Source organism: Rhizobium sp. BK289, assembly GCF_014193575.1.
In the GTDB taxonomy this organism is placed as follows: domain Bacteria; phylum Pseudomonadota; class Alphaproteobacteria; order Rhizobiales; family Rhizobiaceae; genus Rhizobium; species Rhizobium tropici_C.
In genome coordinates, this window is record NZ_JACHZO010000012.1 from 15,137 (window position 1) to 39,482 (window position 24,346).

The 24,346-nt window shown below is 60.8% G+C and carries 22 protein-coding genes and 1 riboswitch; of the genes, 15 read left to right on the forward strand and 7 right to left on the reverse strand.

The window, feature by feature from the left end; translation table 11 throughout:
* The first annotated feature begins 635 nt into the window (after positions 1 to 635).
* Positions 636 to 768, forward strand: a riboswitch (TPP riboswitch).
* A gap of 92 nt (positions 769 to 860) precedes the next feature.
* The 6 genes from thiC (at position 861) to FHT84_RS21960 (ending at position 5,745) form a co-directional block, all read left to right on the forward strand.
* A complete protein-coding gene (gene thiC / locus FHT84_RS21935) occupies positions 861 to 2,687 on the forward strand; it encodes a phosphomethylpyrimidine synthase ThiC (protein ID WP_183764123.1) in 1,827 nt (608 codons plus the stop codon).
* Position 2,688: 1 nt separating this feature from the next.
* Entirely contained in the window at positions 2,689 to 3,669 is a 981-nt protein-coding gene (thiO, locus tag FHT84_RS21940) for a glycine oxidase ThiO (protein WP_112342255.1), read from the forward strand.
* Positions 3,660 to 3,857: a sulfur carrier protein ThiS gene (gene thiS, locus FHT84_RS21945; RefSeq protein WP_112342256.1), complete on the forward strand. Its 198-nt coding sequence runs from the start codon at positions 3,660 to 3,662 to the stop codon at positions 3,855 to 3,857. Before thiO ends, thiS begins: the two co-directional genes overlap by 10 nt.
* 2 nt (positions 3,858 to 3,859) lie before the next feature.
* Entirely contained in the window at positions 3,860 to 4,633 is a 774-nt protein-coding gene (locus tag FHT84_RS21950) for a thiazole synthase (RefSeq protein WP_112342257.1), read from the forward strand.
* The gene (locus FHT84_RS21955) at positions 4,630 to 5,241 is read left to right on the forward strand and encodes a thiamine phosphate synthase (protein ID WP_112342258.1); all 612 of its coding nucleotides are present in this window, start codon (positions 4,630 to 4,632) and stop codon (positions 5,239 to 5,241) included. The genes FHT84_RS21950 and FHT84_RS21955 overlap by 4 nt, the downstream gene beginning before the upstream one ends.
* Before the next feature lie 156 nt (positions 5,242 to 5,397).
* Entirely contained in the window at positions 5,398 to 5,745 is a 348-nt protein-coding gene (locus tag FHT84_RS21960) for a hypothetical protein (protein WP_112342259.1), read from the forward strand.
* A 115-nt stretch (positions 5,746 to 5,860) separates the two neighbouring features.
* Here FHT84_RS21960 and FHT84_RS21965 read toward each other — a convergent pair whose 3' ends face one another.
* Positions 5,861 to 6,721 carry a DUF1989 domain-containing protein gene (locus tag FHT84_RS21965; protein WP_183764120.1) on the reverse strand — a complete coding sequence of 287 codons (861 nt, stop codon included), beginning with the start codon at positions 6,719 to 6,721 and terminating at the stop codon, positions 5,861 to 5,863.
* Between the two features lie 126 nt (positions 6,722 to 6,847).
* Here FHT84_RS21965 and FHT84_RS21970 point away from each other — a divergent pair, with 126 nt between their 5' ends.
* A complete protein-coding gene (locus FHT84_RS21970; protein ID WP_112342261.1) occupies positions 6,848 to 7,732 on the forward strand; it encodes a LysR substrate-binding domain-containing protein in 885 nt (294 codons plus the stop codon).
* Between the two features lie 75 nt (positions 7,733 to 7,807).
* Here the strand turns inward: FHT84_RS21970 and FHT84_RS21975 are convergent, their stop codons facing one another.
* The 3 genes from FHT84_RS21975 to FHT84_RS21985 all read right to left on the reverse strand — a co-directional run bounded on the left by FHT84_RS21975 (position 7,808) and on the right by FHT84_RS21985 (position 9,443).
* The gene (locus FHT84_RS21975; protein WP_112342262.1) at positions 7,808 to 8,206 is read right to left on the reverse strand and encodes a type II toxin-antitoxin system VapC family toxin; all 399 of its coding nucleotides are present in this window, start codon (positions 8,204 to 8,206) and stop codon (positions 7,808 to 7,810) included.
* A complete protein-coding gene (gene vapB, locus FHT84_RS21980) occupies positions 8,206 to 8,439 on the reverse strand; it encodes a type II toxin-antitoxin system VapB family antitoxin (RefSeq protein WP_112342263.1) in 234 nt (77 codons plus the stop codon). Before vapB ends, FHT84_RS21975 begins: the two co-directional genes overlap by 1 nt.
* Positions 8,440 to 8,558: 119 nt before the next feature.
* Complete coding sequence (locus tag FHT84_RS21985) at positions 8,559 to 9,443, reverse strand: LysR family transcriptional regulator (RefSeq protein WP_112342264.1); 885 nt, start codon at positions 9,441 to 9,443, stop codon at positions 8,559 to 8,561.
* A 129-nt stretch (positions 9,444 to 9,572) separates the two neighbouring features.
* Here FHT84_RS21985 and FHT84_RS21990 point away from each other — a divergent pair, with 129 nt between their 5' ends.
* Positions 9,573 to 9,758, forward strand: a complete 186-nt coding sequence (locus FHT84_RS21990) for a 4-oxalocrotonate tautomerase (protein ID WP_112342265.1) — start codon at positions 9,573 to 9,575, stop codon at positions 9,756 to 9,758.
* 40 nt (positions 9,759 to 9,798) lie between these two features.
* Here FHT84_RS21990 and FHT84_RS21995 read toward each other — a convergent pair whose 3' ends face one another.
* Both FHT84_RS21995 and FHT84_RS22000 read right to left on the reverse strand, forming a co-directional pair.
* Positions 9,799 to 10,065, reverse strand: a complete 267-nt coding sequence (locus FHT84_RS21995) for a hypothetical protein (protein WP_112342266.1) — start codon at positions 10,063 to 10,065, stop codon at positions 9,799 to 9,801.
* Between the two features lie 158 nt (positions 10,066 to 10,223).
* Positions 10,224 to 10,685, reverse strand: coding sequence for an Lrp/AsnC ligand binding domain-containing protein (locus tag FHT84_RS22000; protein ID WP_112342267.1), 462 nt, complete (start codon positions 10,683 to 10,685; stop codon positions 10,224 to 10,226).
* A gap of 182 nt (positions 10,686 to 10,867) precedes the next feature.
* Between FHT84_RS22000 and putA the strand changes: the two genes are divergently transcribed.
* The 7 genes from putA (at position 10,868) to ugpC (ending at position 21,990) form a co-directional block, all read left to right on the forward strand.
* Positions 10,868 to 14,572, forward strand: coding sequence for a trifunctional transcriptional regulator/proline dehydrogenase/L-glutamate gamma-semialdehyde dehydrogenase (gene putA, locus FHT84_RS22005; RefSeq protein WP_113249758.1), 3,705 nt, complete (start codon positions 10,868 to 10,870; stop codon positions 14,570 to 14,572).
* Between the two features lie 289 nt (positions 14,573 to 14,861).
* Entirely contained in the window at positions 14,862 to 15,818 is a 957-nt protein-coding gene (locus FHT84_RS22010; protein WP_348647369.1) for a LacI family DNA-binding transcriptional regulator, read from the forward strand.
* Between the two features lie 45 nt (positions 15,819 to 15,863).
* The gene (locus tag FHT84_RS22015) at positions 15,864 to 17,102 is read left to right on the forward strand and encodes a sugar ABC transporter substrate-binding protein (protein ID WP_183764117.1); all 1,239 of its coding nucleotides are present in this window, start codon (positions 15,864 to 15,866) and stop codon (positions 17,100 to 17,102) included.
* A 67-nt stretch (positions 17,103 to 17,169) separates the two neighbouring features.
* Positions 17,170 to 18,087, forward strand: a complete 918-nt coding sequence (locus tag FHT84_RS22020) for a sugar ABC transporter permease (RefSeq protein WP_183764114.1) — start codon at positions 17,170 to 17,172, stop codon at positions 18,085 to 18,087.
* 8 nt (positions 18,088 to 18,095) lie between these two features.
* Positions 18,096 to 18,959 (forward strand): carbohydrate ABC transporter permease, encoded by an 864-nt coding sequence (locus tag FHT84_RS22025; RefSeq protein ID WP_183764155.1) that lies wholly within the window; start codon positions 18,096 to 18,098, stop codon positions 18,957 to 18,959.
* Positions 18,960 to 18,983: 24 nt separating this feature from the next.
* Positions 18,984 to 20,915: a glycoside hydrolase family 127 protein gene (locus FHT84_RS22030; RefSeq protein WP_183764111.1), complete on the forward strand. Its 1,932-nt coding sequence runs from the start codon at positions 18,984 to 18,986 to the stop codon at positions 20,913 to 20,915.
* A 1-nt stretch (position 20,916) separates the two neighbouring features.
* Entirely contained in the window at positions 20,917 to 21,990 is a 1,074-nt protein-coding gene (gene ugpC / locus FHT84_RS22035) for a sn-glycerol-3-phosphate ABC transporter ATP-binding protein UgpC (protein ID WP_183764108.1), read from the forward strand.
* 77 nt (positions 21,991 to 22,067) lie between these two features.
* On the opposite strand, the gene FHT84_RS22040 is transcribed toward ugpC, so the two are convergent.
* Entirely contained in the window at positions 22,068 to 24,338 is a 2,271-nt protein-coding gene (locus FHT84_RS22040; protein ID WP_183764105.1) for an FdhF/YdeP family oxidoreductase, read from the reverse strand.
* Positions 24,339 to 24,346 lie beyond the last annotated feature (8 nt).

A 24,346-nucleotide genomic window follows, 5' to 3' on the forward strand; every position in this document is an offset into this window, starting at 1 on the left:
GACAATTTCTGTCCTGCTTCTGACTTACAAACAGCCCGTATGTTTGTCAATTATGTGAAACCGTGGCGAGCGCCGGTCCAGCGTTAGTCTTGCCGGCTGTTGCTTAAATGCAACTGGGGACGGCAGGGCGAGGTTCGTTTCACCCGAGGAACGCGGGAAGACCGCCAAAGGCGCGAATGCACGACAAGGCTGAGAAACAAAACTCAACAAATCGCCACACACAGAAACGTCGAATCTTCCCAGATTCCAGCTATTCGGGCCATAGGAAGGGAAGAATCGCGCATGAATGAGAATCGGCTGATCTTCATAGCGCCCCCCCGTTCGGCGGCCTCGTCACCAGGGATTATATGCAATCCATCTTTTCCCTGATGCAGACCGGCGCGTAGGCCGGCGTGCAACTGACGCTCGCCCTTCTCGGCAATGACGCGCTGATTACCCGCAACGCAGTACGCTGGTGTCGTCCCCTACCGCTTTATCGGCAACACGGCGCCTCATTATTGAGGGAGCGCCATGCCGCGCCTCACGTGTAAACACGCTTAAATTGTGGATTCTCCAATGCGCCAAGCGCTGGCTCGCGGAAAAATGCAGTCATCATTGCAGGGTTGACAGAAGCCAAAGCAAGAGCATAGCCTTCCAGCATTCACCAGGGGGGTCCCGGCAAGGGGCTGAGATACTGCTGAACAATACGGCTTTGCCGATTGTGGGCGCAGTGACCCGTTGAACCTGATCCAGTTCATACTGGCGTAGGGACGGTGCGAGCGCTCGAAGACTTCGGATTCCCGCGTGGATTCCATGTCGGCGTCTTATCATCATTCCGGCTGATTGACTGGGTCTCCAACCGCAACTTGGAGCCTCAAACCATGACCATTGCCGCAAAGAACCTCATCCCGACGGTCACGACCGGTCCGCTGCCGGCCTCTCGAAAGATCTACGTCCCCGGGGATATCCATACCGACATCCGCGTACCGATGCGTGAGATCAGCGTCCATCCGACATCGGGTGAGCCGCCTGTTATCGTCTACGATTCCTCCGGCCCCTATACCATCGAGGGTGCCGATATCAGCATCGAACAGGGCCTGTCGCAGCTCCGCCGCAGCTGGGTGCTCGCACGCGGCGATGTCGAGGCCTATGAAGGCCGGCATGTGCGTCCCGAAGACAATGGCTTCGTCACCGGCGAACGGCTGACACCGGAATTTCCGGCCAAGCGCCAGCCGCTGCGCGCCAAGGATGGCAAGGCCGTCACCCAGCTTGCCTATGCGCGCGCCGGCATCATCACGCCCGAGATGGAATTCATCGCCATCCGCGAGAATCTCGGCCGCAAGGCGAAAGCCGAGACCCTGATTCGTGACGGCGAGAGCTTCGGCGCCCATATTCCGGATCATGTGACACCCGAATTCGTCCGCCAGGAAGTCGCGGCCGGCCGGGCCATCATCCCGGCCAACATCAATCACCCGGAAAGCGAACCGATGATCATCGGCCGGAACTTCCTGGTGAAGATCAACGCCAATATCGGCAATTCCGCCGTCACCTCCTCCATGGCGGAAGAAGTCGAGAAGATGGTCTGGGCCGCCCGCTGGGGTACCGATACCGTCATGGACCTTTCGACAGGCCGCAACATCCACAATATCCGCGAGTGGATCATCCGCAATTCGCCGCTGCCGATCGGCACCGTCCCGCTCTATCAGGCGCTGGAAAAGGTCGGCGGCATTGCCGAAGAGCTCACCTGGGAGATCTATCGCGACACGCTGATCGAGCAGGCCGAACAGGGCGTCGACTATTTCACCATCCATGCCGGCGTGCGGCTGCATTACATCCCGCTGACAGTCAATCGCGTTACCGGCATCGTTTCACGCGGCGGCTCGATCATGGCCAAGTGGTGTCTCCATCATCACCGCGAGAGCTTCCTTTACGAGCATTTCGAGGAAATCTGCGATATCTGCCGGGCCTATGACGTCTCCTTCTCGCTCGGCGACGGCCTGCGCCCCGGCTCGATCGCCGATGCCAATGATGCCGCGCAGTTTGCCGAGCTCGAAACGCTCGGCGAACTGACGAAGATCGCCTGGGCAAAAGACTGCCAGGTGATGATCGAAGGCCCCGGCCATGTTCCGATGCACAAGATCAAGGAGAACATGGACAAGCAGCTCGCCGTCTGCGGCGAGGCGCCCTTCTACACGCTCGGACCGCTGACGACGGATATCGCGCCGGGCTACGATCACATCACCTCGGGCATCGGCGCTGCCATGATCGGATGGTTCGGGACGGCGATGCTCTGCTATGTCACGCCGAAGGAGCATCTCGGCCTGCCCGACCGCAACGACGTCAAGACAGGCGTCATCACCTATAAGATCGCCGCCCATGCGGCCGACCTCGCCAAGGGACACCCAGCAGCGCAAGTCCGCGACGACGCATTGTCGCGCGCCCGCTTCGAATTCCGCTGGGAGGACCAGTTCAACCTCTCGCTCGATCCGGATACCGCCCGCAGCTTCCATGACGAGACCCTGCCGAAGGAAGCTCACAAGGTTGCGCATTTCTGCTCGATGTGCGGGCCGAAATTCTGCTCCATGCGGATTTCACACGACATCCGCGCCGAGGCGCAGAAGGAAGGACTGGAAGCGATGGCGGCGAAATATCGCGAGGGCGGCGATCTCTATATGCCGGTGGAAACCTCCACCCAGCCGGCCGAGTGACATGCGCATCCTCGTCAAGGGGGCCGGCGTTGCCGGCCTCACCGTCGCCCACGAACTGCATGCCCGCGGTGCCGAGGTGACGGTTGCCGACCCCCATGCGAATTTCCGCCGAGCAGCCTCATGGCTTGCCGGCGGAATGCTGGCGCCATGGTGCGAACGGGAAAGTGCCGATGAGCCCGTGCTGGAGCGCGGACGCGATTCCGCCGATCGTTGGGACGCGATTCTGCCCGGCAAGGTCGTCCGCAACGGGACGCTCGTCGTCGCGCCGAACCGAGATCAAAACGAGCTGAAGCGATTCGCCAGCCGCACGACAGGCTATCGCTGGATCGATGAGCGCGAAATTGCCGCCCTCGAACCCTTCCTTGCCGGTCGCTTCAGGCATGGCCTGTTCTTCCCCCAGGAAGCACATCTCGATCCTCGCGACGTCTTGCAGTCGTTGAAGGGCACTCTTTCGGCGAAGGGTGTGACCTTTGTCGATCGCATCGCGAATGATGCCGGATTTTCCGGCGTCATGGACTGCACGGGCGCTGCAAATGTCGGCGAGAGCAGGGAATTGCGGGGTGTGCGCGGCGAAATGCTCTATCTACAGACGCAGGAGGTCGCCCTTGCGCGGCCCGTCCGGCTGCTGCATCCGCGATTTCCCGTTTATATCGTGCCGCGCGGCGAAGGTCTGTTCATGATCGGCGCGACGATGATCGAGACGGATTTCGAGGGACCGATCACCGCCCGCTCGCTGATGGAACTTTTGAACGCCGCCTATGCGCTGCATCCCGCCTTTGCCGACGCCGCCATCGTCGAAACGGGGGCCGGCATTCGTCCCGCCTTTCCAGACAATCTTCCGCGCGTGACGCGGGAGGGCAAGACCATTCTTATCAACGGCCTTTATCGCCACGGCTTCCTTCTCGCGCCGGCGATGGCGGCAGAGGCCGCGGATCTCCTCTTTTCCGGACACAACAACGACAGGAGCCGCCAATGCGCCTGATCATCAATGGCGAAACACAGATCGTCGAGGCAGCCACGCTTTCGCAGCTTCTCGCCGCGCTCGAATACGAAGGCGAGTGGCTGGCAACCGCCGTCAATGGCGAACTCATCCATCGCGAAGAACGCGACGACCACGCCTTGGCCGACAATGACAGGATCGAGATCCTGACGCCAATGCAGGGAGGCTGACCATGATCGAACTCTACGGAACCCGTATCACATCGCATCTTCTTCTCGGCACGGCGCGCTATCCCTCTCCGGCCGTGCTGGCGGAGGCCGTCAAGCGCTCGGCAACCGAAATCGTCACCGTATCGCTGCGCCGGGAAACGGCAGGCGGCCGCAATGGCGGTGCGTTCTTCGAGATGATTCGTGGACTTGGCGTTCGCATTCTGCCCAATACCGCCGGCTGCCACGGCGTCTCCGAGGCGGTGCTGACAGCGAAGATGGCACGTGAGGTCTTCCGGACCAACTGGATCAAGCTCGAAGTCATCGGCAACCACGACACGCTGCAGCCGGATGTCTTCGCGCTGGTGGAGGCGGCGAGAATCCTTGCCGACGAGGGTTTCGAGGTCTTTCCCTATACGACGGACGACCTCGTCGTCGCCGAACGACTGCTGGAGGCGGGATGCAAGGTGCTGATGCCCTGGTGTGCGCCGATCGGAACGGCGGCCGGTCCTCTCAATCTTTCCGCCCTGCGATCGATGCGAGCACATTTTCCGGAAATACCGTTGATCGTGGATGCCGGCATCGGCAGGCCCTCGCACGCGGCCACCGTCATGGAACTCGGCTTCGATGCCGTGCTGCTCAATACGGCCGTCGCCGGCGCCGGCGATCCGGCCATGATGGCGGAAGCCTTTGCCAAGGCGATCGATGCCGGCAGACAGGCGTTCGCCGCTGGCATGCTCGAGCCGCGCGATATGGCGGTGCCATCGACACCGGTCATCGGAAAGGCGGTTTTCTCATGATACTCGATCCCTTCTATCTGATCGTCGACAGCGCCGCCTGGATAAAGAGGCTGGTGCCGCTCGGCGTCAAACTGGTGCAGCTACGCATCAAGGATCGTATGCCGGCGGAAATCCGCGCCGATATACGCGAATCGAAGGCAATTTGTGCCGCATATGGATGCCAGTTGATCATTAACGACTATTGGCAGCTCGCGATCGAAGAAGGCTGCGATTTCATCCATCTCGGCCAGGAGGATCTTGCCGACGCCGATCTCGCTGCCATTCGCGCCGCCGGATTGAAGCTGGGGCTCTCGACTCACGACGAGGCGGAGCTGGCAACGGCACTGGCTGCCGGGCCCGATTACATCGCGCTTGGACCGATCTATCCGACCATTCTCAAAGCCATGGCCTGGGCGCCGCAGGGTCTTGCGCGTATCGGCCAATGGAAAAGCTGCATCGGCAATCTCCCACTTGTCGCGATCGGCGGATTGACCGTCGAGCGCCTTGCCGGCGTCTTCGGGCATGGCGCCGACAGCGCGGCTGTCGTGACGGATATCACCCGCAATAGCGACCCCGAATCGCGGGCCCTTGAGTGGATAGGAGCGACGCGACGGCTGCCTCCGCACTGAGCTCGTACCGGCACCGCTGTTCTGGCCTCGATTTCCCAATCCTTTGCCCGATGAACGGCACATTCATGATATATTCAGCTGAACATAATCATGCTCGGGACGTTGATTAATTGACTCGCGCATTCGCTGAGCAAGAAGACTGCTTTGGAGGTAGTCATGATAAAGAAGAAGATTCTCACGGTTTTGCTGGCTGCCACGGTCGTCGGCGGTGCGTTGGCGCCGGTCAGCAGCGCACAGGCGCAGTATTACGACGGTCGCCCGCCCTATCGCGGCGACTGGCGTGGCGATGGTGACTGGCGCCGCCACCATCATCACCACAATGGTGGCGCGATCGCAGGCGGCGTCGCCGCAGGTCTCCTCGGCGGCCTGATCGTCGGTGGCGCCCTTGCCAACAGAGGCCCGGTGTACGAAGCGCCTCCGCCGAGGTGCTGGTACGAGGATCGTCAGGTCGACAACGCCTATGACGACGGTTGGCACTACGAACGCGTTCGCGTGTGCAACTAAGCAATCCGCTGAGCATCTGCCTTCTGACGGATGCTTGGCTTGACGGACGATTTTGGGATTGCCGGCGGACGAAACCGCCGGCAAATGTTTTTTTGAAGCCTTTCGGACGATCGGATTACAGGCCGTGTGTCCGGGGATAGGCGTTGCGCTCCGGAAAAACCCTGCCGGCAAGGCGTGCAGGCTCGGGACGCCAGATCTCCACCCGCAATGGATAGCAGGGCACCGTATCGCTCGAATGCTCGCTGCCGCAATCGCCGCCCGGGCAGGCCGAAAGCGCGCCGAGAAGATCGATCTCGGCGAAGAACTCGATGAAATCGCCCGGCCGCACCGGACTTGCCTTCATGAAATATTGATAGGTGTCGCGCGTGAAACCGGTGCACATGAAGACATTCAGCACATCGTGGACGTGAAACTCGGCGTCCTGGACGGAAATATTCAGCTCCTTGGCGAGAGCACGCGACAGGTTGGAATGGCAGCAACGGTGATAATCGCCGCCGTTCAGCAGCCGGTTCGTATAGGGATCGCAACGCGTGCCGATGACATCGTGGATACCGGCTCCATCCGCATCAAAACCGTACCAGCCGAGCGTATCGTGCGTGATCGTCGCCATCGGCCGCAGGTAGGGCAGATTGCTCCATAACCTGTCCCCGACGCCGACATGCGTGCCGTGCAGCGCACGGGTCTTGCCGCTGAAGAACCGTTCGGAAAGATCATCGGCATTCCACAGATTGAGATCGCCGACCTGCGAGCCCTCCATGCCGACGATGCGAAAGAAATGCCCCTTCGGCACACGAAAGCTGCCGCCATCGCGCGGCGGCACGATGATGTCCTCTATCTTGGCCATGTCTTGGCGGGCCGCACGCAGCACATCCATGTCGGCCGGCGGCAGCGTCCCGTTCGGATAGACGACGACGGGCGGCTTGCGGCGACGCTCCTCGGCATCCGCGGGAACAGGCGTATCAAAAAGATTGTCCATAGCGACGTTTCATTCCTTACCGATTGAGAGCCGAACCACTGGTTTGCCTGCAATGTAAGGATATAAAGCTTCCGCGCAACGTTGATTGCGCTTGTGCTTTGGCTAAGTTTTACTTAGCCTTGAACGATGCAACATGTCCCGCTTGCCTCCCTTCGCGCCTTCGAGGCAGCCGTCCGTCACGAGAGCTTCGCCAAGGCGGCGAGCGAACTCAATCTCACGGCTGCGGGAGTGAGCCAGCATGTGCGCACAGTGGAGGGATGGCTGGGTGTCAAGCTCTTTACGCGTCATGCCCGCGGCGTGACGGCGACGATGGCGGGCCGCGATTTCGGGACGGCAGTCGCAAATGGTCTCGGACATATCGAGATCGCCGCTCGGCAGCTGCGGCTGAATGGCAATGAGAGGCCAGTCAGCATCGCATGTATTGCTTCCGTCGCCACCCGCTGGCTGATACCGCGATTGCCTGAATTCAGGAAGAAACATCCCGAGATCCATATCAATATCGTCTATGCACTTGATGCGGTGACGCCGGAAGCGGCAAGCGTCGATCTGCTGATACGCCATGGCCCGAAACCCGGTGCAAACGCCATCTCGCTTCTGACTGCGGAAACGAGGCCGACCTGCGCGGCAGAATACGAGCGTCGTCGTGGCCCGATCAGGAAGCCGGCCGATCTTCTCGATCTGGATCTGCTGCACGATGAAACGACAGCAGCCTGGACACGCTGGTTCGCCCTTGAGGGCATCCACCGGCCTCCGAAACCCGGCCCGATCTTTGCCGATTTCAGCCTGATGATCGGTTCCGTCGTCGGGGGACAGGGCGTTGGTCTTTGCCCGACCGCACTCATTGCCGAGGAACTGGCCAATGGGACATTGGTCACCCTGTTCAATACGCCGTCGGACACGGAGAAATCCTACTGGCTGCTCGAGGCCAGCCGACTTTCCGATGAGGCGCGGATCTTTCGCGAATGGCTGATTGCCGCGACCGGCGAAGCCGTTGCGGCGACGGATCTGTAAATAGACCGATTAGACGAATTGCAGGGGTCAGGCCTTTCGCTGTTTGCAGGAAGGCCATTGCGTTCGCGGCGATGGTTACACCCAATTCTCCACCCGGAGGCCGGGCATGCGGACGAACTCCTTGATGTTGTTCGTCACCACGATCAGTCCCTCGCTGCGGGCATGGGCGCCGATCTGCATATCATGCGGACCACAAGGAGTTCCGGCGCCTTCCAGCTCGGCCCGGACCTGTCCATAATGCGCAGCTGCCCTAGCGTCGAAAGGCAGAACTTCCAGCCGCGCCACGAAATGCTCGATGGCAGTCAGGTTTTCCGTGCGCCGGGCTGACTTCTCGGCGCCGTAGTGCAACTCACCAAGTGTTATGCTCGATATGCAAAGCTGTTCTGCTACCGCGTTGAACTTCTCCCGGACGGCGGGCGGATAGGTCTTCATCACATAAATGCAAATATTGGTATCGAGCATATAGGCCAGCATCAAAAGGACTCGCGCTCTTCCGCCACCGGCTGTTCTCGCTCACCCAGGAAATCGTCGCTGGCACGGGGACCATGCAGGAAGAGATCATCCCAGCGCTTGCCCTGCGGGACGATCATACGGCTGCGGCCGATCTTCAGGATATCGACCTGATGCACGTCTTCAGGGAATGCGACAGCTTTGGGCAGGCGCACCGCCTGGCTTCGATTGCTGATGAATACAGTCGAACTCGCCATGTTCCGCCTCCCGATGCTGGGATATGCAACTGGGATATACTTAACTCCGCAAACTTCAAAAATCAAGGTGCCGCCATCCGGACCATTGCTATCGGCAGCCGGCGAAAGAGGATCGGCCGTCAACCGAAGCGGGCCACGAGAAAATCGATGACGCTACGCAGCATGGCCGTCGGACGCCGATCCGGCGCATAGACCAGATGCATCGGTGTCGGCTTGTAAGACCATTGCGGCAGCACCGGCTCAAGCCGGCCGGCATCGAGATCGGCTGCGAGCAGCAATTCCGGCTGCAGCACGATACCGGCTCCATGCAGGGCGGCAACGCGCAGAGCCCCGCCCTGGTTCGTGGTGAACCGGCCCTTTATGGCGATTTCGCGGACTTCTCCCTCCGGGCCGACGAGATGCCAGCGGCCCTGCAGGCGCCAATAGGAATGGCCGAGGCACATATGATTGGCGAGATCCTCGGGGGTTTGCGGCCTGCCGCAACGATCCAGATAATCCGGCGACGCCGCGAGAATGCGCCGGTAGGGCCTCAGCGGGCGAGCGACCAGATTGGTATCCGTTAGCTCGCCGATATGGAAGCCGAGTTCATATCCCTCGCCGATCAGATCATGCGGATTGTTGTCGAGCGCCAGGTCGACACTGACCTCGAGATTCTCACGCAGATAGTCGACAAGCGCCGGCACGAGGCTTTGCGTTCCGAAACTGACAGGCGCGACGAGCCGCAAGCGCCCGCGCGGCACCGATTGCAGTTCGGATGCCGAAGATTCGGCAAGCTCGACTTCCGCCAGCACCGTCTTGCAGCGCTCATAATAGAGCTTGCCGACCTCGGTCAGTTGATGACGACGCGTCGTGCGGTGTAGCAGGCGCGCGCCGAGCCGCTGCTCGATCGTCTTGATATGTTTGGCCACCATGGCTGACGACACCTGGCTGATGTCGGCCGCGGCGGCGAAGCTGCCATGCTCGACCACCCTGACGAACATCGCCATGCCGGCCAATTTATCCACGATTGCATACCTATAAGTTTGGAGTGAAGCAAATGCGGGCGTATTTATCACTCACCGGTTTTGCAAGATAGTCCGTGGTGCTTGAGGTCAAGCGCCATAATCTATCGCCCCAATCCATCAGGAGTCACCATGCCCATCCTTCGCTTGGAAATGCACCCCGGACGCACACAGGACCAGAAACGCGCCTTTGTTCGCGAAGCGACCAGGGTCGCCGTCGAAACGCTCGTCTGCCCGCCGGAATCGGTGGAAATCGTCATCACCGAGATTTCGAAGGAGTCCTGGGCGACGGCGGGCAAACTGAAATCCGATAATTGATCCGATTTCACGATGATGGCCTGGCGATCGTAGCTGACCGTCAGGCCTCGTCCGGTATCAGATTCCGGCGTCCCCAGGCTTCGGCCCAATCCATCAAGCGCACCATCTCCTGCTTGAGAGCGTGGGAACGGATGATGTCGGCTGCATGGTTCGGATTGGTGCGCGGATTGTAGAATGTGCCGATCTCTTCGCCACTCTCTTGCCTTGCCGCCTCCAGGCGGGATTTCACGTCCTCGACCTCGGCCTTGACAGCAAAGTACCGCTTCATGACTTCGACAAGGTCGCGATCGCCGGCATTGATCTCCATGCCCACTCCATCTCAACTATTCTGGCTTACTTATTTTAGCACCTCGCAATGATCCGATTCGGATGGCAAAATCTAGACCATTGTTTAGCCAGCAAGATGAGTTGGCTGATGGGGGGCTCATCCAGCGCGTGAGAACGCGCACGACGGGCAAAGCGGCTTCACGACCAGTTTTCCTTGACCGACTGCATCACCACATTGGTGGATGTGCTAGCCACGAAAGGCAGGCTGGAAATTTTCTCGCCGAGAACGATGCGGTAGCGGCGGATATCCGAGGTCCGCACCTTGAGGAGATAGTCGAAGCGGCCGGCGATCATGTGGCACTCCTCGATTTCCTTGATCTTCTTGACGGCGTTGTTGAAGCTGAGCAAAGCTTCCTCGCGGGTATCGGTCAGCTTCACCTCGGCAAAGGCGACGTGATCGAGGCCGAGCTTGATCGGATTGAGTATGGCCTTGAAGCCATCGATATAGCCGGAATCGATCAGTTTTTTCAGGCGCGCCTGGCAGGGAGTCTTGGAAAGGCCGACCCGCTCTGAAAGCTCCGTGATCGACATACGGCCGTCTTCGACGAGTGCATCGAGGATCTTTTGGTCGAACTGGTCAATTTCACTGGATTTGGTCATTTTTGCAGGCATTCCTATTTGAAATAAGCGCTATTGAAGTTCAATATGACTGGAAAGCCGCGGTTTCAAGGCGGAATGCTTTTCTGGAATGAAGTATGTTCGCGTCGAAGCAACGGGAGGGCTGCGTGGGCGATATCGCCGACGCCCACAAGCCATCGGGACCCTTGCACCTTGAGGTTATCATGACTGTCTCTGCCAAGCTCGCCACTGAAGAACCAGCTCCGGACGCTGCCCCATTTTCGCATTTCGCACCGCCCATTCGTGAGCAGAGCCCGCTTCGCCAGGCGATCACTGCCGCCTACAGGCGCCCCGAGACCGAGTGCCTGCCCTTCCTCGTCGAAGCGGCGACCTTGCCGGACGCGACGCGCGAAGCGGCGAAGAAGACAGCCAGGAAGCTGATCGAAGTGCTGCGCGCCAAACACAAGGGCGACGGCGTCGAGGGATTGGTGCAGGAATATTCCCTCTCCAGCCAGGAAGGCGTCGCACTGATGTGCCTTGCCGAGGCGCTGCTGCGCATTCCCGACACGGCGACGCGCGATGCGCTGATCCGAGACAAGATCGCCGGCGGTGACTGGAGGTCGCATCTGGGCGGCGGCCGTTCGATGTTCGTCAATGCCGCGACTTGGGGCCTCGTCGTCACCGGCAAACTGACCTCCACCGTCAACGAAGGCGGCCTTTCTGCCGCGCTGACAAAGCTGATCGCCCGCGCCGGCGAGCCCGTCATCCGCCGCGGCGTCGACATGGCCATGCGCATGATGGGCGAACAGTTCGTCACCGGCGAGACCATCGATGAAGCATTGAAACGAGCACGTGCGCTCGAAGCGAAGGGCTTCCGCTATTCCTACGACATGCTCGGCGAAGCCGCGACGACCCACGCCGATGCCGAGCGCTATTATCGCGACTATGAAAACGCCATCCATGCGATCGGCAAGGCCTCGGCCGGCCGCGGCATCTATGAAGGCCCCGGCATCTCCATCAAGCTCTCCGCGCTGCACCCGCGCTATTCGCGTTCGCAGGCCGACAGGGTGATGGGCGAGCTTCTACCGAAGGTAAAGGCGCTGGCGCTGCTCGCCAAGCGCTACAATATCGGCCTGAACATCGATGCCGAGGAGGCGGATCGGCTGGAACTCTCGCTCGATCTGCTGGAAGAGCTGTGCCTCGATCCGGATCTTTCCGGCTGGGACGGCATCGGCTTCGTCGTCCAGGCCTATGGCAAGCGCTGCCCGTTCGTCCTCGATTTCATCATCGATCTTGCCCGCCGCTCGGGGCATCGCCTCATGGTCCGCCTCGTCAAGGGCGCCTATTGGGACGCCGAGATCAAGCGCGCGCAGCTGGATGGCCTCGAAGGCTTCCCTGTCTATACCCGCAAGATCTACACAGATGTCTCCTATATTGCCTGCGCCAAAAAGCTGCTGGCCGCGACCGACGTGGTCTTCCCGCAGTTCGCCACCCATAATGCGCAGAGCCTGGCCACAATCTACCATATGGCTGGGGACGATTTTGCGGTCGGCAAATACGAATTCCAGTGCCTGCACGGCATGGGCGAGCCACTCTATGAAGAGGTGGTTGGCGCCGAAAATCTCAATCGCCCCTGCCGGATCTACGCGCCGGTCGGCACCCATGAAACGCTGCTCGCCTATCTTGTCCGCCGCCTGCTCGAAAACGGCGCCAACTCCTCTTTCGTCAACAAGATCGCCGATCCAGCCGTGTCCGTTTCCGAGCTGATTGCCGATCCCGTCGAGATCGTGCGCGCCATGAGCGTAGTCGGCGCGCAGCACGACAAGATCGCTCTCCCGGCCGATCTGTTCGGCGGCGCGCGACGGAATTCCGCCGGCGTCGATCTCTCGAATGAAGCAGCGCTCACCGACCTATCCGCGCAGCTACAAGCCTCGGCAGCCAGAGACTGGACCGCCAAGCCGCTTCTCGCCGATGGCTCCGAACGCGGCGTGGGCCGCGCCGTCCTCAATCCTGCCGACCACGCCGATATTGTTGGCCATGTCACAGAACTGGAGCCGGAGGATGCACCCGACGTCATGCGGTTTGCGGCCGCGGCTACCGAGCGTTGGGCAGCCGTGCACCCTAATGAGCGCGCCGCGATCCTTGAGCGTGCTGCCGATCTCATGCAGAGCGAGATGCCTGTTCTCGTCGGCCTGACCATCCGCGAAGCCGGCAAATCGGCCGCAAACGCGGTCGGCGAAATTAGGGAGGCGATCGATTTCCTTCGCTATTACGCCGCTCAGGCACGCCAAATACTGAAGCCGGAGAGCGTGCCCCTTGGCCCCGTCGTCTGCATCAGCCCATGGAACTTCCCATTGGCGATCTTTACCGGCCAGATCGCGGCCGCTTTGGTCGCGGGCAATCCAGTCGTTGCGAAGCCGGCCGGCAATACACCGCTGATCGCAGCCCAAGGCGTCCGCATCCTACATGAGGCCGGTATTCCGCGCGATGTTCTGCAATTTGTCCCGGGCGGCGGACAAATGGGGGCCGCCCTCGTTGGCGCTCCCGAAACCGCCGGCGTCATGTTCACCGGTTCCACGGAAGTTGCCTGCCTGATCCAGGCGCAGCTGGCCGAGCGGCTTTCCAAATTCGGCAAGCCGATCCCGTTGATCGCCGAAACCGGCGGGCAGAACGGCATGATCGTCGATTCCTCTGCCCTCGCCGAACAGGTGGTCGGCGACGTCATCGCCTCGGCCTTCGACAGCGCCGGTCAGCGCTGCTCGGCCCTGCGCGTCCTCTGCCTGCAGGAGGAAGTCGCCGACCGCACGTTGGCCATGCTGCGCGGCGCGCTTCGCGAGCTCTCCGTCGGCAAGACCGACCAGCTCGCCGTCGATATCGGCCCCGTCATCGACGACAACGCCAAGCGTCGCATCGACGAGCATATCGAACGCATGCGCAAGCTTGGCTGCAACGTCGAACAGCTCGACCTTCCCGAAAGCGCTGAGAAGGGCACGTTCGTTGCTCCGACCATTATCGAGCTGAAGAAGCTGAGCGATCTGAAGCGCGAGGTGTTCGGCCCGGTCCTTCACATCATGCGCTATCAGCGTAAGGGGCTGGATAAGCTCATCGCCGCCATCAATGCATCCGGCTACGGCCTGACCTTCGGCCTGCACACCCGGCTTGACGATACGATCGCCCATGTCACGGAGCGCGTCCGCGCCGGCAATCTCTACGTCAACCGCAACATCATCGGCGCTGTCGTCGGCGTCCAGCCTTTTGGCGGCCGCGGCCTCTCAGGCACAGGCCCGAAGGCTGGTGGCCCGATGTATTTGCGCCGTCTGGTAGCTTCCCCGACAGAACCGTTGCGCGATGCCTCCGTGCAGGCTGATCCGGCTGCACAGCAGTTCATCGCCTGGCTCGAAAGCAAGGGCGCTGCGGATGCGGCCAAACAGGCGCGCGCCGTCACCGCCCAGTCGTCGCTCGGCTTCAATACCGAGCTGCAAGGCCCGGTCGGCGAGATGAACCTCTATGCGCTGCATCCGCGAGGGAGAATCCTGCTCGCTCCACAGACAGCACTTGGCCTGCATGTCCAAATCGCCGCAGGCCTTGCAACAGGCAATTCGATCGTCATCGATGCAGCATCCGGCTTGCATAAAGAGCTCGATGGCCTGCCGGCGCAGATCGCAAACCGCATTTCCTGGACGAAAGACTGGACAGCGGATGGACCGTTTGCCGGCGCTCTCATCGAAGGTGATGCAGCACGCGTCCAGCAGGCGATCAAGACGATCTCGGCTATCCCCGGTCCGCTGGTTCTCACACAGGCTGCGTCGAGCGAGGAAATTGCCAAGAACACCGATGCCTATTGCCTCAACTGGCTGCTCGAAGAGGTGACGACATCGATCAACACCGCGGCTGCCGGCGGCAATGCCAGCCTGATGACGATCGGCTAAAGCTGACAGCGATCTAGAACTTACGCGGCGGCCGGACCGACAGTGTCTCAGCCGCCGCTTCGTTTTCATGGCGCACATCTGCAGTGACCTGCAAATTCGCTACGGCCCACATCCAGCTTCCGGACCTCCTTCTCTTCTGTACAGAAATTTTTGAGAAAAGCTTTTCTCATATTGACTCTCGCCTAGAGAAAAGCTTTTCTCATGAAAACTGACTGGGAGAAGACATCTGGAAAATCAGCGTGCGAAAAGCGGACGCGCAACGATTCACGACGTTGCGGCGGCTGCAGGTGTGAGCATTTCAACGGCATCCAAGGCTTTGAACAATACCGGCCGCATGGGCGACGAGACGCGCGAGAGGGTCAAGCGCGCTGCCGCCGACATAGGCTTCCGTCCGAATGCCTTGGCCAGGGGCTTGCTCAGCAATCGCACCTTTACGATCGGTCTTCTGACAAATGATACATACGGTCGCTTCACGCTGCCGGTCATGGCCGGCATCACGGAAGCACTTGTCGATCACGGCGTCTCGGTCTTTCTTTGCACGATCGAGGACGATCCGGCGCTTGGAAAGGTTCATGTGGACGCCATGTTGGATAAGCATGTGGATGGTATCATCGCCTCGGGAAAGCGGATCGACCGCCGCCTGCCTGTCGATCTCTCCAACCTGCCGGTTCCGGTGATCTACGCATTCACCGAAGGCGCACCGGGAAGCGTCACCTTCTGTGCGGATGACTATCAGGGGGCTGCGCTTGCTGTTGAATGGTTGCAGGGGCTCGGCCGACGCCGGATCGCCCATGTGACCGGCCCTGAAAGCTTCGTCTCGGTGCGTGAGCGCGCCAAGGCCTATCGCGACCTCGCCGGAGACCGGCTGCCGGTCATGTACGGAATGTGGTCCGAGGCCTGGGGACACGAGGCCGTCGCGCAGCTCTGGAGCGCGGCCGGAGCAAAGCCGGACGCGATCTTCTGCGGCAACGACCAGATCGCCCGCGCCGTCGTCGATGCGCTGCGCGAGCGCGGCGTGCGGGTGCCGGAGGACGTCTCGGTGGTGGGTTTCGACAATTGGGACATCGTCGCCGCCCAGACACGGCCGCCGCTGACGACGGTCGACATGAATCTCAAGGCGCTTGGCCGCGAGGCCGGGCTGACGGTTCTCGCGCTTGCGGAAGGGCGCAGCGTCGAACCTGGCATCAGAACTTTGCCCTGCGAGCTTGTCGTGCGGCAATCATGCGGGGGAAGCCCCGATCGTTGATAGAGGAAAAAGGGGCTGACGGGAGTACCCCTATGGGAGGAGAACATGATGAAGCGATTTCTGGCCGCAACCGGCCTCATATCCTTGTGCCTTGCATCCGCCGCATCTGCCGAAAACATCTCCATGTGGGTGCGAAGCGGCATTGGCGATTCCTTCAAAAAGGTCGTGGAGGCCTATAATGCCGGCCATGACGACAAGGTCACGCTGACGGAAGTGCCTTTTGCCGAACTCGTGCAGAAATATGCCACGGCCATTGCCGGCGGCCAGGCGCCCGACGCCCTGTCGATGGACCTCATCTATACGCCGGCCTTCGCTGCGGCCGGCCAGCTGGAGGATCTGACGGACTGGGCCAAGAGCCTGCCCTATTTCAATTCGCTTTCGCCCTCGCATGTGAAGCTCGGCACCTATGACGGCCACATCTATGGCCTGCCGCTCTCCGTCGAGACCTCGGTCTTTGCGTGGAACAAGGATCTCTATAAAAAGGCGGGCCTCGACCCTGAAAAGGCGCCGACCAGCTGGGACGAGATCACGAGCAATGCCGAAAAGATCCGCGCGCTCGGAAGCGATACCTACGGCTTCTACTTCTCTGGCGGCGGCTGCGGCGGGTGCATGATCTTCACCTTTACGCCGCTCGTCTGGGGTGCCGGCGCCGACATTCTCTCGGAAGATGGCAAGAAGGCGACGCTCGACACGCCGCAAATGCGCAAGGCGGTCGACATCTACCGCAATTTGGTGAAGAAGGATCTGGTGCCGGCGGGAGCCGCAAGCGACACCGGCGCCAACTTCCTCAGCATCAGCAACGGCAAGATCGGTCAGCAGAGCATCGGCGCCTTCTCGATCGGCACGCTGATCACGCAATATCCCGATATCCATTTCGGCGTGACGCTGATCCCCGGCGTCGACGGCAAGCCGTCCTCCTTTGCCGGCGGCGACAATTTCGTCATCTCCAAAGGCACGAAGAAGCTCGATGCCGTGAAGAAGTTCCTCGAATACACCTATTCGCTCGAGGGACAGAAGATCATGGCGAAATACGGTAGCCTTCCGACACGCGGCGATATCGCCGACCAGGTGCTGCAGGGTCTCGATCCCCGTATGCAGGTCGGCCTGAAGGCGATCGCCGTCGCCAAGACGCCCTATACGCTGCAATTCAATGACCTGATCAACAGCGCCAACGGTCCCTGGGCGGGCTTCACCAACGCAGCCATCTTCGGAAGCGATGTCGATGGTGCATTCTCCAATGCCCAATCGGAGATGCAGTCGATCATCGACAACGCGCAACAATAATCGACCCATGAACGCCGGGGGGCTTCGACACTCCCCGGTCCCTCCATCGCAACATCGGGAGCATTCCATGGCTGGCCCTGGAGCTATCGCAACCGCGCGTCCGCGAAAACGGCGAAAGCGTGCCGGCTGGCATGGGTTTCTGTACATAGCGCCGGCCATGGCGCTCGTTATCGTCTTCTTCGTGCTGCCCGTGGTCTTTACTTTCTGGATGAGCTTCCACAACTGGCCATTGCTCGGCAATCCCCGCTGGATCGGCTTCGGCAATTATGTCCGCATGATCTCGGACGTGCGTTTCATGGGGGCGCTGCGCTTTACCGCCTATTACACCGTCGTCGTCACCATCGCGATCTTCGCCGTCGCCTTTCCGCTCGCCTTCTTCGTCGAAAAGCACAAGCCCTTCGTCGGCTTCTACCGAACGATCATCTTCCTTCCCGTCGTCGTCGGGCTCGCGACGGCCTCGCTGCTCTGGGTCTGGCTCGCCAATGTCGACGCCGGCTTCTTCGCACCCGTGGCAATGGCGCTTGGTCTTGTCGACAAGCGACCGAACCTGCTTGCCGATTTCGACATGGCCTTCGCAACCATCATCGTCATGGTGGTCTGGAAGATCGCTGGCTTCACCATGATCATTCTGCTGACCGGCCTGCAGGCAATCCCCTCCGAACTGACTGAGGCCGCTCGCATCGATGGCGCCAAGCGCTGGCAGCGCTTCCGGCATCTGACCCTGCCGCTGATGCGCCGCACGATCGCGCTGGCGCTGATCATTTCCATCACCGGCTCGGTGCTTGCCTTCGATCAATTCTACATCATGACATCAGGCGGCCCGCAGAACCGGATGATCTCGGTCGTCTACTACATCTTCAACCAGTCCTTCGTGTCCTTCAATCTCGGCTATGGCGCGGCACTCTCGATCGCGCTCCTCGTCATCCTGGTGCTGATCAGCATCGTCCAGCTCTGGCTGCTGCGTGTCGGGGAGGACAAGCAATGATCCAGGCCATGACCACCGCAAAGGAACGCCGCGCAAGGCGCAAGCTCTTAAATGGCATCGGCTATCACGGCATCGGCGTTGTCATCGTTATCTTCTTCTTCGCGCCGTTCGCCATCGCACTGCTGTCGTCATTCCGGCATGGAACCGAAGCCAGCCTTCCGCCCTTGCCGCCGTGGCCGACGACCGGCTTCAGCTTCGACGCCTATCGCTCGCTCGATGGCTTCGGCGCCGGGGTCATTCAGCACACGCTGAATTCGCTCTTCGTCTCCGTCACAACCGTGCTTCTGACCGTCATCGTCAGCCTGCTCGCCGGCTATGGCTTTTCGCGCTATCGCTTTCCCTTCAAGGGCGCGCTCTTCATCCTGATCATCGCAACGCTGATGATCCCCTTCCAGTCAATCCTGACACCGCTCTTCATCATCCTGGCACGGCTCGGCCTCAACAATTCGCTGATCGGGCTGACGCTCGTCTATGTGACGCTGCAGCTTCCCTTCTCGGTCTTCATGATGCGCAACGCCTTCGACGCCGTGCCGAAGGAAATCGAGGAAGCGGCACGCATCGACGGCGCACGCGATCTGAAGCTTCTCTTTCGCGTCCTCTTCCCCTTGGTGCTGCCGGGTGTCGCGACCGTTGCGATCTTCGCCTTCCTCAATGCCTGGAACGAGTTCCTGGCCGCGTTGGTGCTCTTGTCGAGCAATGAGAAATTCACCCTGCCGGTGCTGATGATCGCCGTTAGGACCGGTCGCCTCGGTGCCGTCAACTGGGGTGCGGTCCAGGCCGGCATCGCCGTCATGACCATCCCCTGCGTCATCGTCTTCCTGCTTCTGCAACGCTACTACATGCGCGGGCTCATGGCCGGCGCGGTGAAATAACCCTTTCAACAACGGATCAAAGCCATGTCTGACAAGCAAAGCCGCCAGTTTCGCCCCCTGCCCGTTCCGAATGTCGAGCTTGCTGGCCTTTTCGGCGCTCGCCAGGATGCCATCTGCAATTCCACCGCAGCAACCTTGCTCGACCGCTGCGTCGAGGCCGGCATGATCAAGGCCATCGACGTCGACCAACCAAGCCCTGGCATCGTCATTCCCTTGCAGACCTGGTCAGGCTCGACGCAGATGTTCTGGGACAGCGATCTCGGCAAGTCGATCGAAACCATCGCCTATTCCCTCTATCGCCGCCCCAATACCGAATTGGAGGCGCGTGCGGACGCCATCATCGACATGTATGAGAAGCTGCAGCAGGAGGACGGCTATCTGAACGCCTGGTTCCAGCGCGTTCAGCCGGGCCGTCGCTGGACCAACCTGCGCGATCATCACGAACTCTATTGCGCCGGCCATCTGATCGAGGCGGCCGTCGCCTATTACCAGGCGACGGGCAAGCGCAAGCTGCTCGACATCATGAGCCGTTTTGCCGATTACATGATCACCGTTTTCGGCCATGGCGAAGGCCAGCTGCGCGGCTATTGCGGCCATGAAGAGGTGGAACTCGCACTGGTCAAGCTCGGCCGCGTCACCGGTGAGAAGAAGTATCTCGATCTCGCCAAATACTTCATCGACGAGCGCGGCCAGGAACCGCATTTCTTCACCGAGGAAGCGCTTCGCGACGGCCGCGATCCGAAGAATTTCGTGCAGAAGACCTACGAATACAGCCAGTCGCACCTGCCGGTGCGCCAACAGACCAAGGTCGTCGGCCATGCCGTGCGCGCCATGTATCTCTATTCCGGCATGGCCGATATTGCTACGGAATATAACGACGATACGCTGACTGCAGCACTCGAGACGCTTTGGGACGATCTGACGACCAAGCAGATGTATGTGACCGGCGGCATCGGGCCGGCTGCCTCGAACGAAGGCTTCACCGACTATTACGATCTGCCGAACGAAAGCGCCTATGCCGAGACCTGCGCCTCCGTCGGCCTGGTCTTCTGGGCCAGCCGCATGCTCGGTCGCGGCCCGAACCGCCGCTATGCCGATATCATGGAAGTGGCGCTCTATAACGGTGCCATGGCGGGTCTGTCGCAGGACGGCAAGACCTTCTTCTACGAAAACCCGCTGGAGAGCGCCGGCAAGCATCATCGCTGGACCTGGCACCATTGCCCCTGCTGCCCGCCCAATATCGCGCGCCTGCTCGCCTCCGTCGGCTCCTATATGTATGCCGCGGCCGACAATGAGATCGCCGTCCACCTCTACGGCGAGAGCAAGGCCCGCGTGCCACTCGCTGGCGGCGTGAACGTGCAGCTTTCCCAGACGACGCGCTATCCATGGGACGGCGCCATTCGCTTCGAGGTCAATCCAGATCGCGCAGCCAAATTCGCACTATCGCTGCGCATTCCCGAATGGGCCGAGGGCGCGACGCTCGCAATCCATGGTGCACCGGTCGATTTGGCAGCGATCACCGTCGATGGCTATGCCCGCATCGAGCGCGAGTGGAAGGCGGGCGACAGCGTCGACCTCACCCTTCCGCTGATCCCGCGCACGCTGTTTGCCAATCCAAAAGTCCGCCAGGATGCCGGACGCGCGGCCCTGATGCGGGGTCCGCTCGTCTATTGCGTCGAAACCACCGACAATGGCCATGACCTCAACGGCATTTCGCTTTCGAGTGATCCGGCCACCGCCAAGACAACGGAAATTGCCGCACTGGAGGGGGCGGTGGCGCTCGATGTTTCGGTCATGCGCGATGAGGCGGACTGGGGCTCCGACCTTTACCGGACCACATCACCGAAAAGGACCGCCTCCACTGCGCGTTTCGTGCCCTATCATCTCTGGGATAATCGCGATCCGGGCGAGATGCTGGTCTGGATCCGCGCCGATCAGCTGCAGCGCGGAGCCTGACATGACGAAGAACGGCATGCGCCTGACCGGCGTCCGCAAGAGTTTCGGCGGGCTGGAGGTCATTCATGGCATCGATCTCGACATACCGGAAGGCGCTTTCGTCGTCTTCGTCGGCCCCTCCGGCTGTGGCAAATCCACGCTGCTGCGCATGATTGCCGGGCTGGAGGAAGTGACCGACGGCGAGATCGCCATCAAGGGCCGAGATGTCACCGATCTCGATCCGTCCGAGCGCGGCATCGCCATGGTCTTCCAGTCCTATGCGCTCTACCCACATATGAGCGTTCGTGACAATCTCGGTTTCGGGCTGAAAATGGCCCGGACCGATGCATCCGAAATCGAAAGACGCGTGCGCTCCGCCGCCGCGATCCTCAAGATCGACCATCTATTGGACCGCCGCCCGGGACAGCTTTCCGGCGGCCAGCGTCAGCGCGTCGCCATCGGACGCGCCATCGTTCGCGAACCGGATGTCTTTCTCTTCGACGAGCCGCTCTCTAACCTCGACGCGGAACTTCGCGTCTCCATGCGCATCGAAATTGCCCGGCTGCATCGCGAACTCGGCAATACGATGATCTATGTCACCCATGACCAGACCGAGGCCATGACGCTCGCCGACAGGATCGTCGTGCTGAGGGACGGCCGGATCGAGCAGGTGGGCAGTCCGCGCGAGGTCTATGAGGATCCGGCCAACAGTTTCGTGGCCGGCTTCATCGGCTCGCCAAGGATGAACATGATCGAAGCAACGTGGTCCGGCGACGGGACAGCGACGGTCGGAAACGGCAGCATGAAGGTCGACCTTTCACAGACTAAGCCCTCAGCGGGCGAAAAGATCCTGCTTGGCATGCGCCCCGAACATTTCGTCGTCGCGCCAAATGCGGCCGACGCCGTGCGGGTAACAGTCGACGTCACCGAATATCTGGGCGGCACCCGCTATCTCTACTGTCAGACAGAGGACGGCCAGGCGATCATCGCCGAATATCGCGACGGACCGGAGATCGAGCGCGGCGATATGCTCCATCTGCATTGCCCGCCCGAACGTCGACGCTATTTCGACAAGCAGGGAGGACGGCTGCGGTAGAATCTCGTCTGTTTAATCCGCTAACTCATCGGGCTGCCATTGAGACAGCCGCTGATGGTTGAATGTCTGTGAGAGGTTCAAGCCGCCTTGCTGACCCGCACCGGAACGGACTTATACGACGGCGTGCCGCTTTCCTTGTCCTGGTAGTCGATCGGGATCAGGCAATTTGCCTCCGGGTAATAGGCAGCGACGGAGCCCTCGGAAATATCGTAGGAAATCGCCGTCAGCTTCAAGAGCCGCTTGCCGCCTGAGGGAAGCGCGGTCTCGATCTCGACGAGATCACCGTGTTCCAGCCCTTTCGCCTTCAAATCCCTATCGTTCATGAACAGAACGTCGCGGCGGCCGAAGACGCCGCGATAGCGGTCGTCGAGGCCATAGATCGTCGTATTGTACTGGTCGTGGCTGCGGATCGTTGCCAGCTTGAGGATCGTCCCGTCCGAGAGCGAAATATCTTCGTTGAGGCCGGAAAACAGCTTGAATTCCGCCTTGCCGGAAGGCGTCTTCCAGACCCGCTCCGTCGGACCGATCGGCAGGCGGAAGCCACCCGGCACGCGGATGCGCTCGTTATAGTCGGCGAAATCCGGATAGACCACTTCGATCTTGTCGCGGATCAGATCGTAGTCGGTGATGAGCTCCATCCAGGCGACCTTGCTGTTCGGCAGGGTCGCCTGCGCTATTCCAGCGACGATCGCAGGTTCCGAGCGCAGCTGATCGGAGGCCGGCTTCAGCCGCCCGCGCGACGCATGCACCATCGACATGGAATCCTCGATCGTCACCGATTGAGCGCCGGTCGCCTGAACGTCCTGCTCGGTGCGGCCAAGCACGGGGAACAGGAAGGATTCCTTGCCAATAAGCAGATTGGAGCGGTTGAGCTTGGTGTTCATATGAACGGCAAGATCGAGCTTGCGCATAGCCTCGGCACACAAGTCCGGATCGGGAAGCGCGATCGAGAAATTGCCGCCGAGGCAGATGAGCACCTTGGAGCGCCCCTCCGCCATCGCCTGCATGGCGGCGACGGCATCGTGACCATGATGAGCCGGCGCGGTGAAACCGAATGCCCGTTCGATGCCCTCGATCAATGCGGGCGTCGGCTTCTCGGTGATCCCGACGGTACGATTGCCCTGCACGTTGGAATGGCCGCGCAGCGGGCAGATGCCGGCACCGGACCTGCCGAAATTGCCGCGCAGCAGCAAGAGATTGGCGATCTGCTGGACATTCGCCGTCCCCTTGGCATGTTGCGTGATGCCCATGCCATAAGCAACGATCGTTGCCTTCGACTTGGCATAGATCTCCGCTACCCTTTCCAGATCGGCGCGGGCAAGACCCGAAACCCGCTCGATATCGGCCCACTCCGTCTGGCTGATATCGGCAACAAGGGCGTCGAAGCCGGCGGTGTGTTCGGCAATGAAGGCGTGATCGAGAACGTCAGGAGAGGTTTCGGCCAGCGCCAGGACTGCCTTCATGACGCCCTTGAGCGCGGCGGCATCGCCGCCGATCTTCACCTGATAATAGGACGAGGCGATCCGGGTCGAGCTGAAGGTTCCCATCTCGATCGGATCCTGCGGATCGGCAAAACGCTCCAGCGCCCGCTCCTTCAAAGGGTTGAAGACGATGATCGGCACGCCTCGCCGCGAGCATTCATGAAGCGTGCCCATCATGCGCGGATGGTTGGTGCCGGGATTGTGCCCCATGGAGATGATCAGATCGCATTCGTCGAAATCGTCGAGCGATACGGTGCCCTTGCCGATGCCGATCGATTGCGGCAGACCGACGCTGGTCGCCTCGTGACACATGTTCGAGCAATCGGGGAAATTGTTGGTGCCGTATTCGCGCGCGAAGATCTGGAAGAGGAAGGCCGCCTCGTTGGAAGCGCGGCCGGATGTATAGAATTCGACCATGTCGGGATCGGGCTGGCTGCGCATGACTTCGCCGATGCGGGCAAAAGCATCTTCCCAGGCAATCGGCCGGTAGGTGTCGGATGCCCGATCATAGACCATCGGATGGGTCAATCGGCCGGCATTCTCGAGCTCGTAGTCGCTCCAGGTCAGAAGTTCGCTGACCGTGTGTTCGGCGAAGAATTCCGGCGTTACACGCTTGTTCGTCGCTTCCCAGGTAACCGCTTTGGCACCGTTTTCACAGAATTGGAAGGTGGAGGTGTGCTCTTTGTCGGGCCATGCGCACCCCGGGCAATCGAAGCCTGTGGGCTTGTTGGTGCGCAGGAGAAGGCCCGGCGCCTCGGTGATGTCCATCTGCTGGCGCACCGCCTTGGCCGTGGCCTTCAATGCACCCCAACCGCCGGCAGGGCTGTTGTAGGGACGAATACCGGGGACTTCACGCTTCTGCGCCATCATACGCT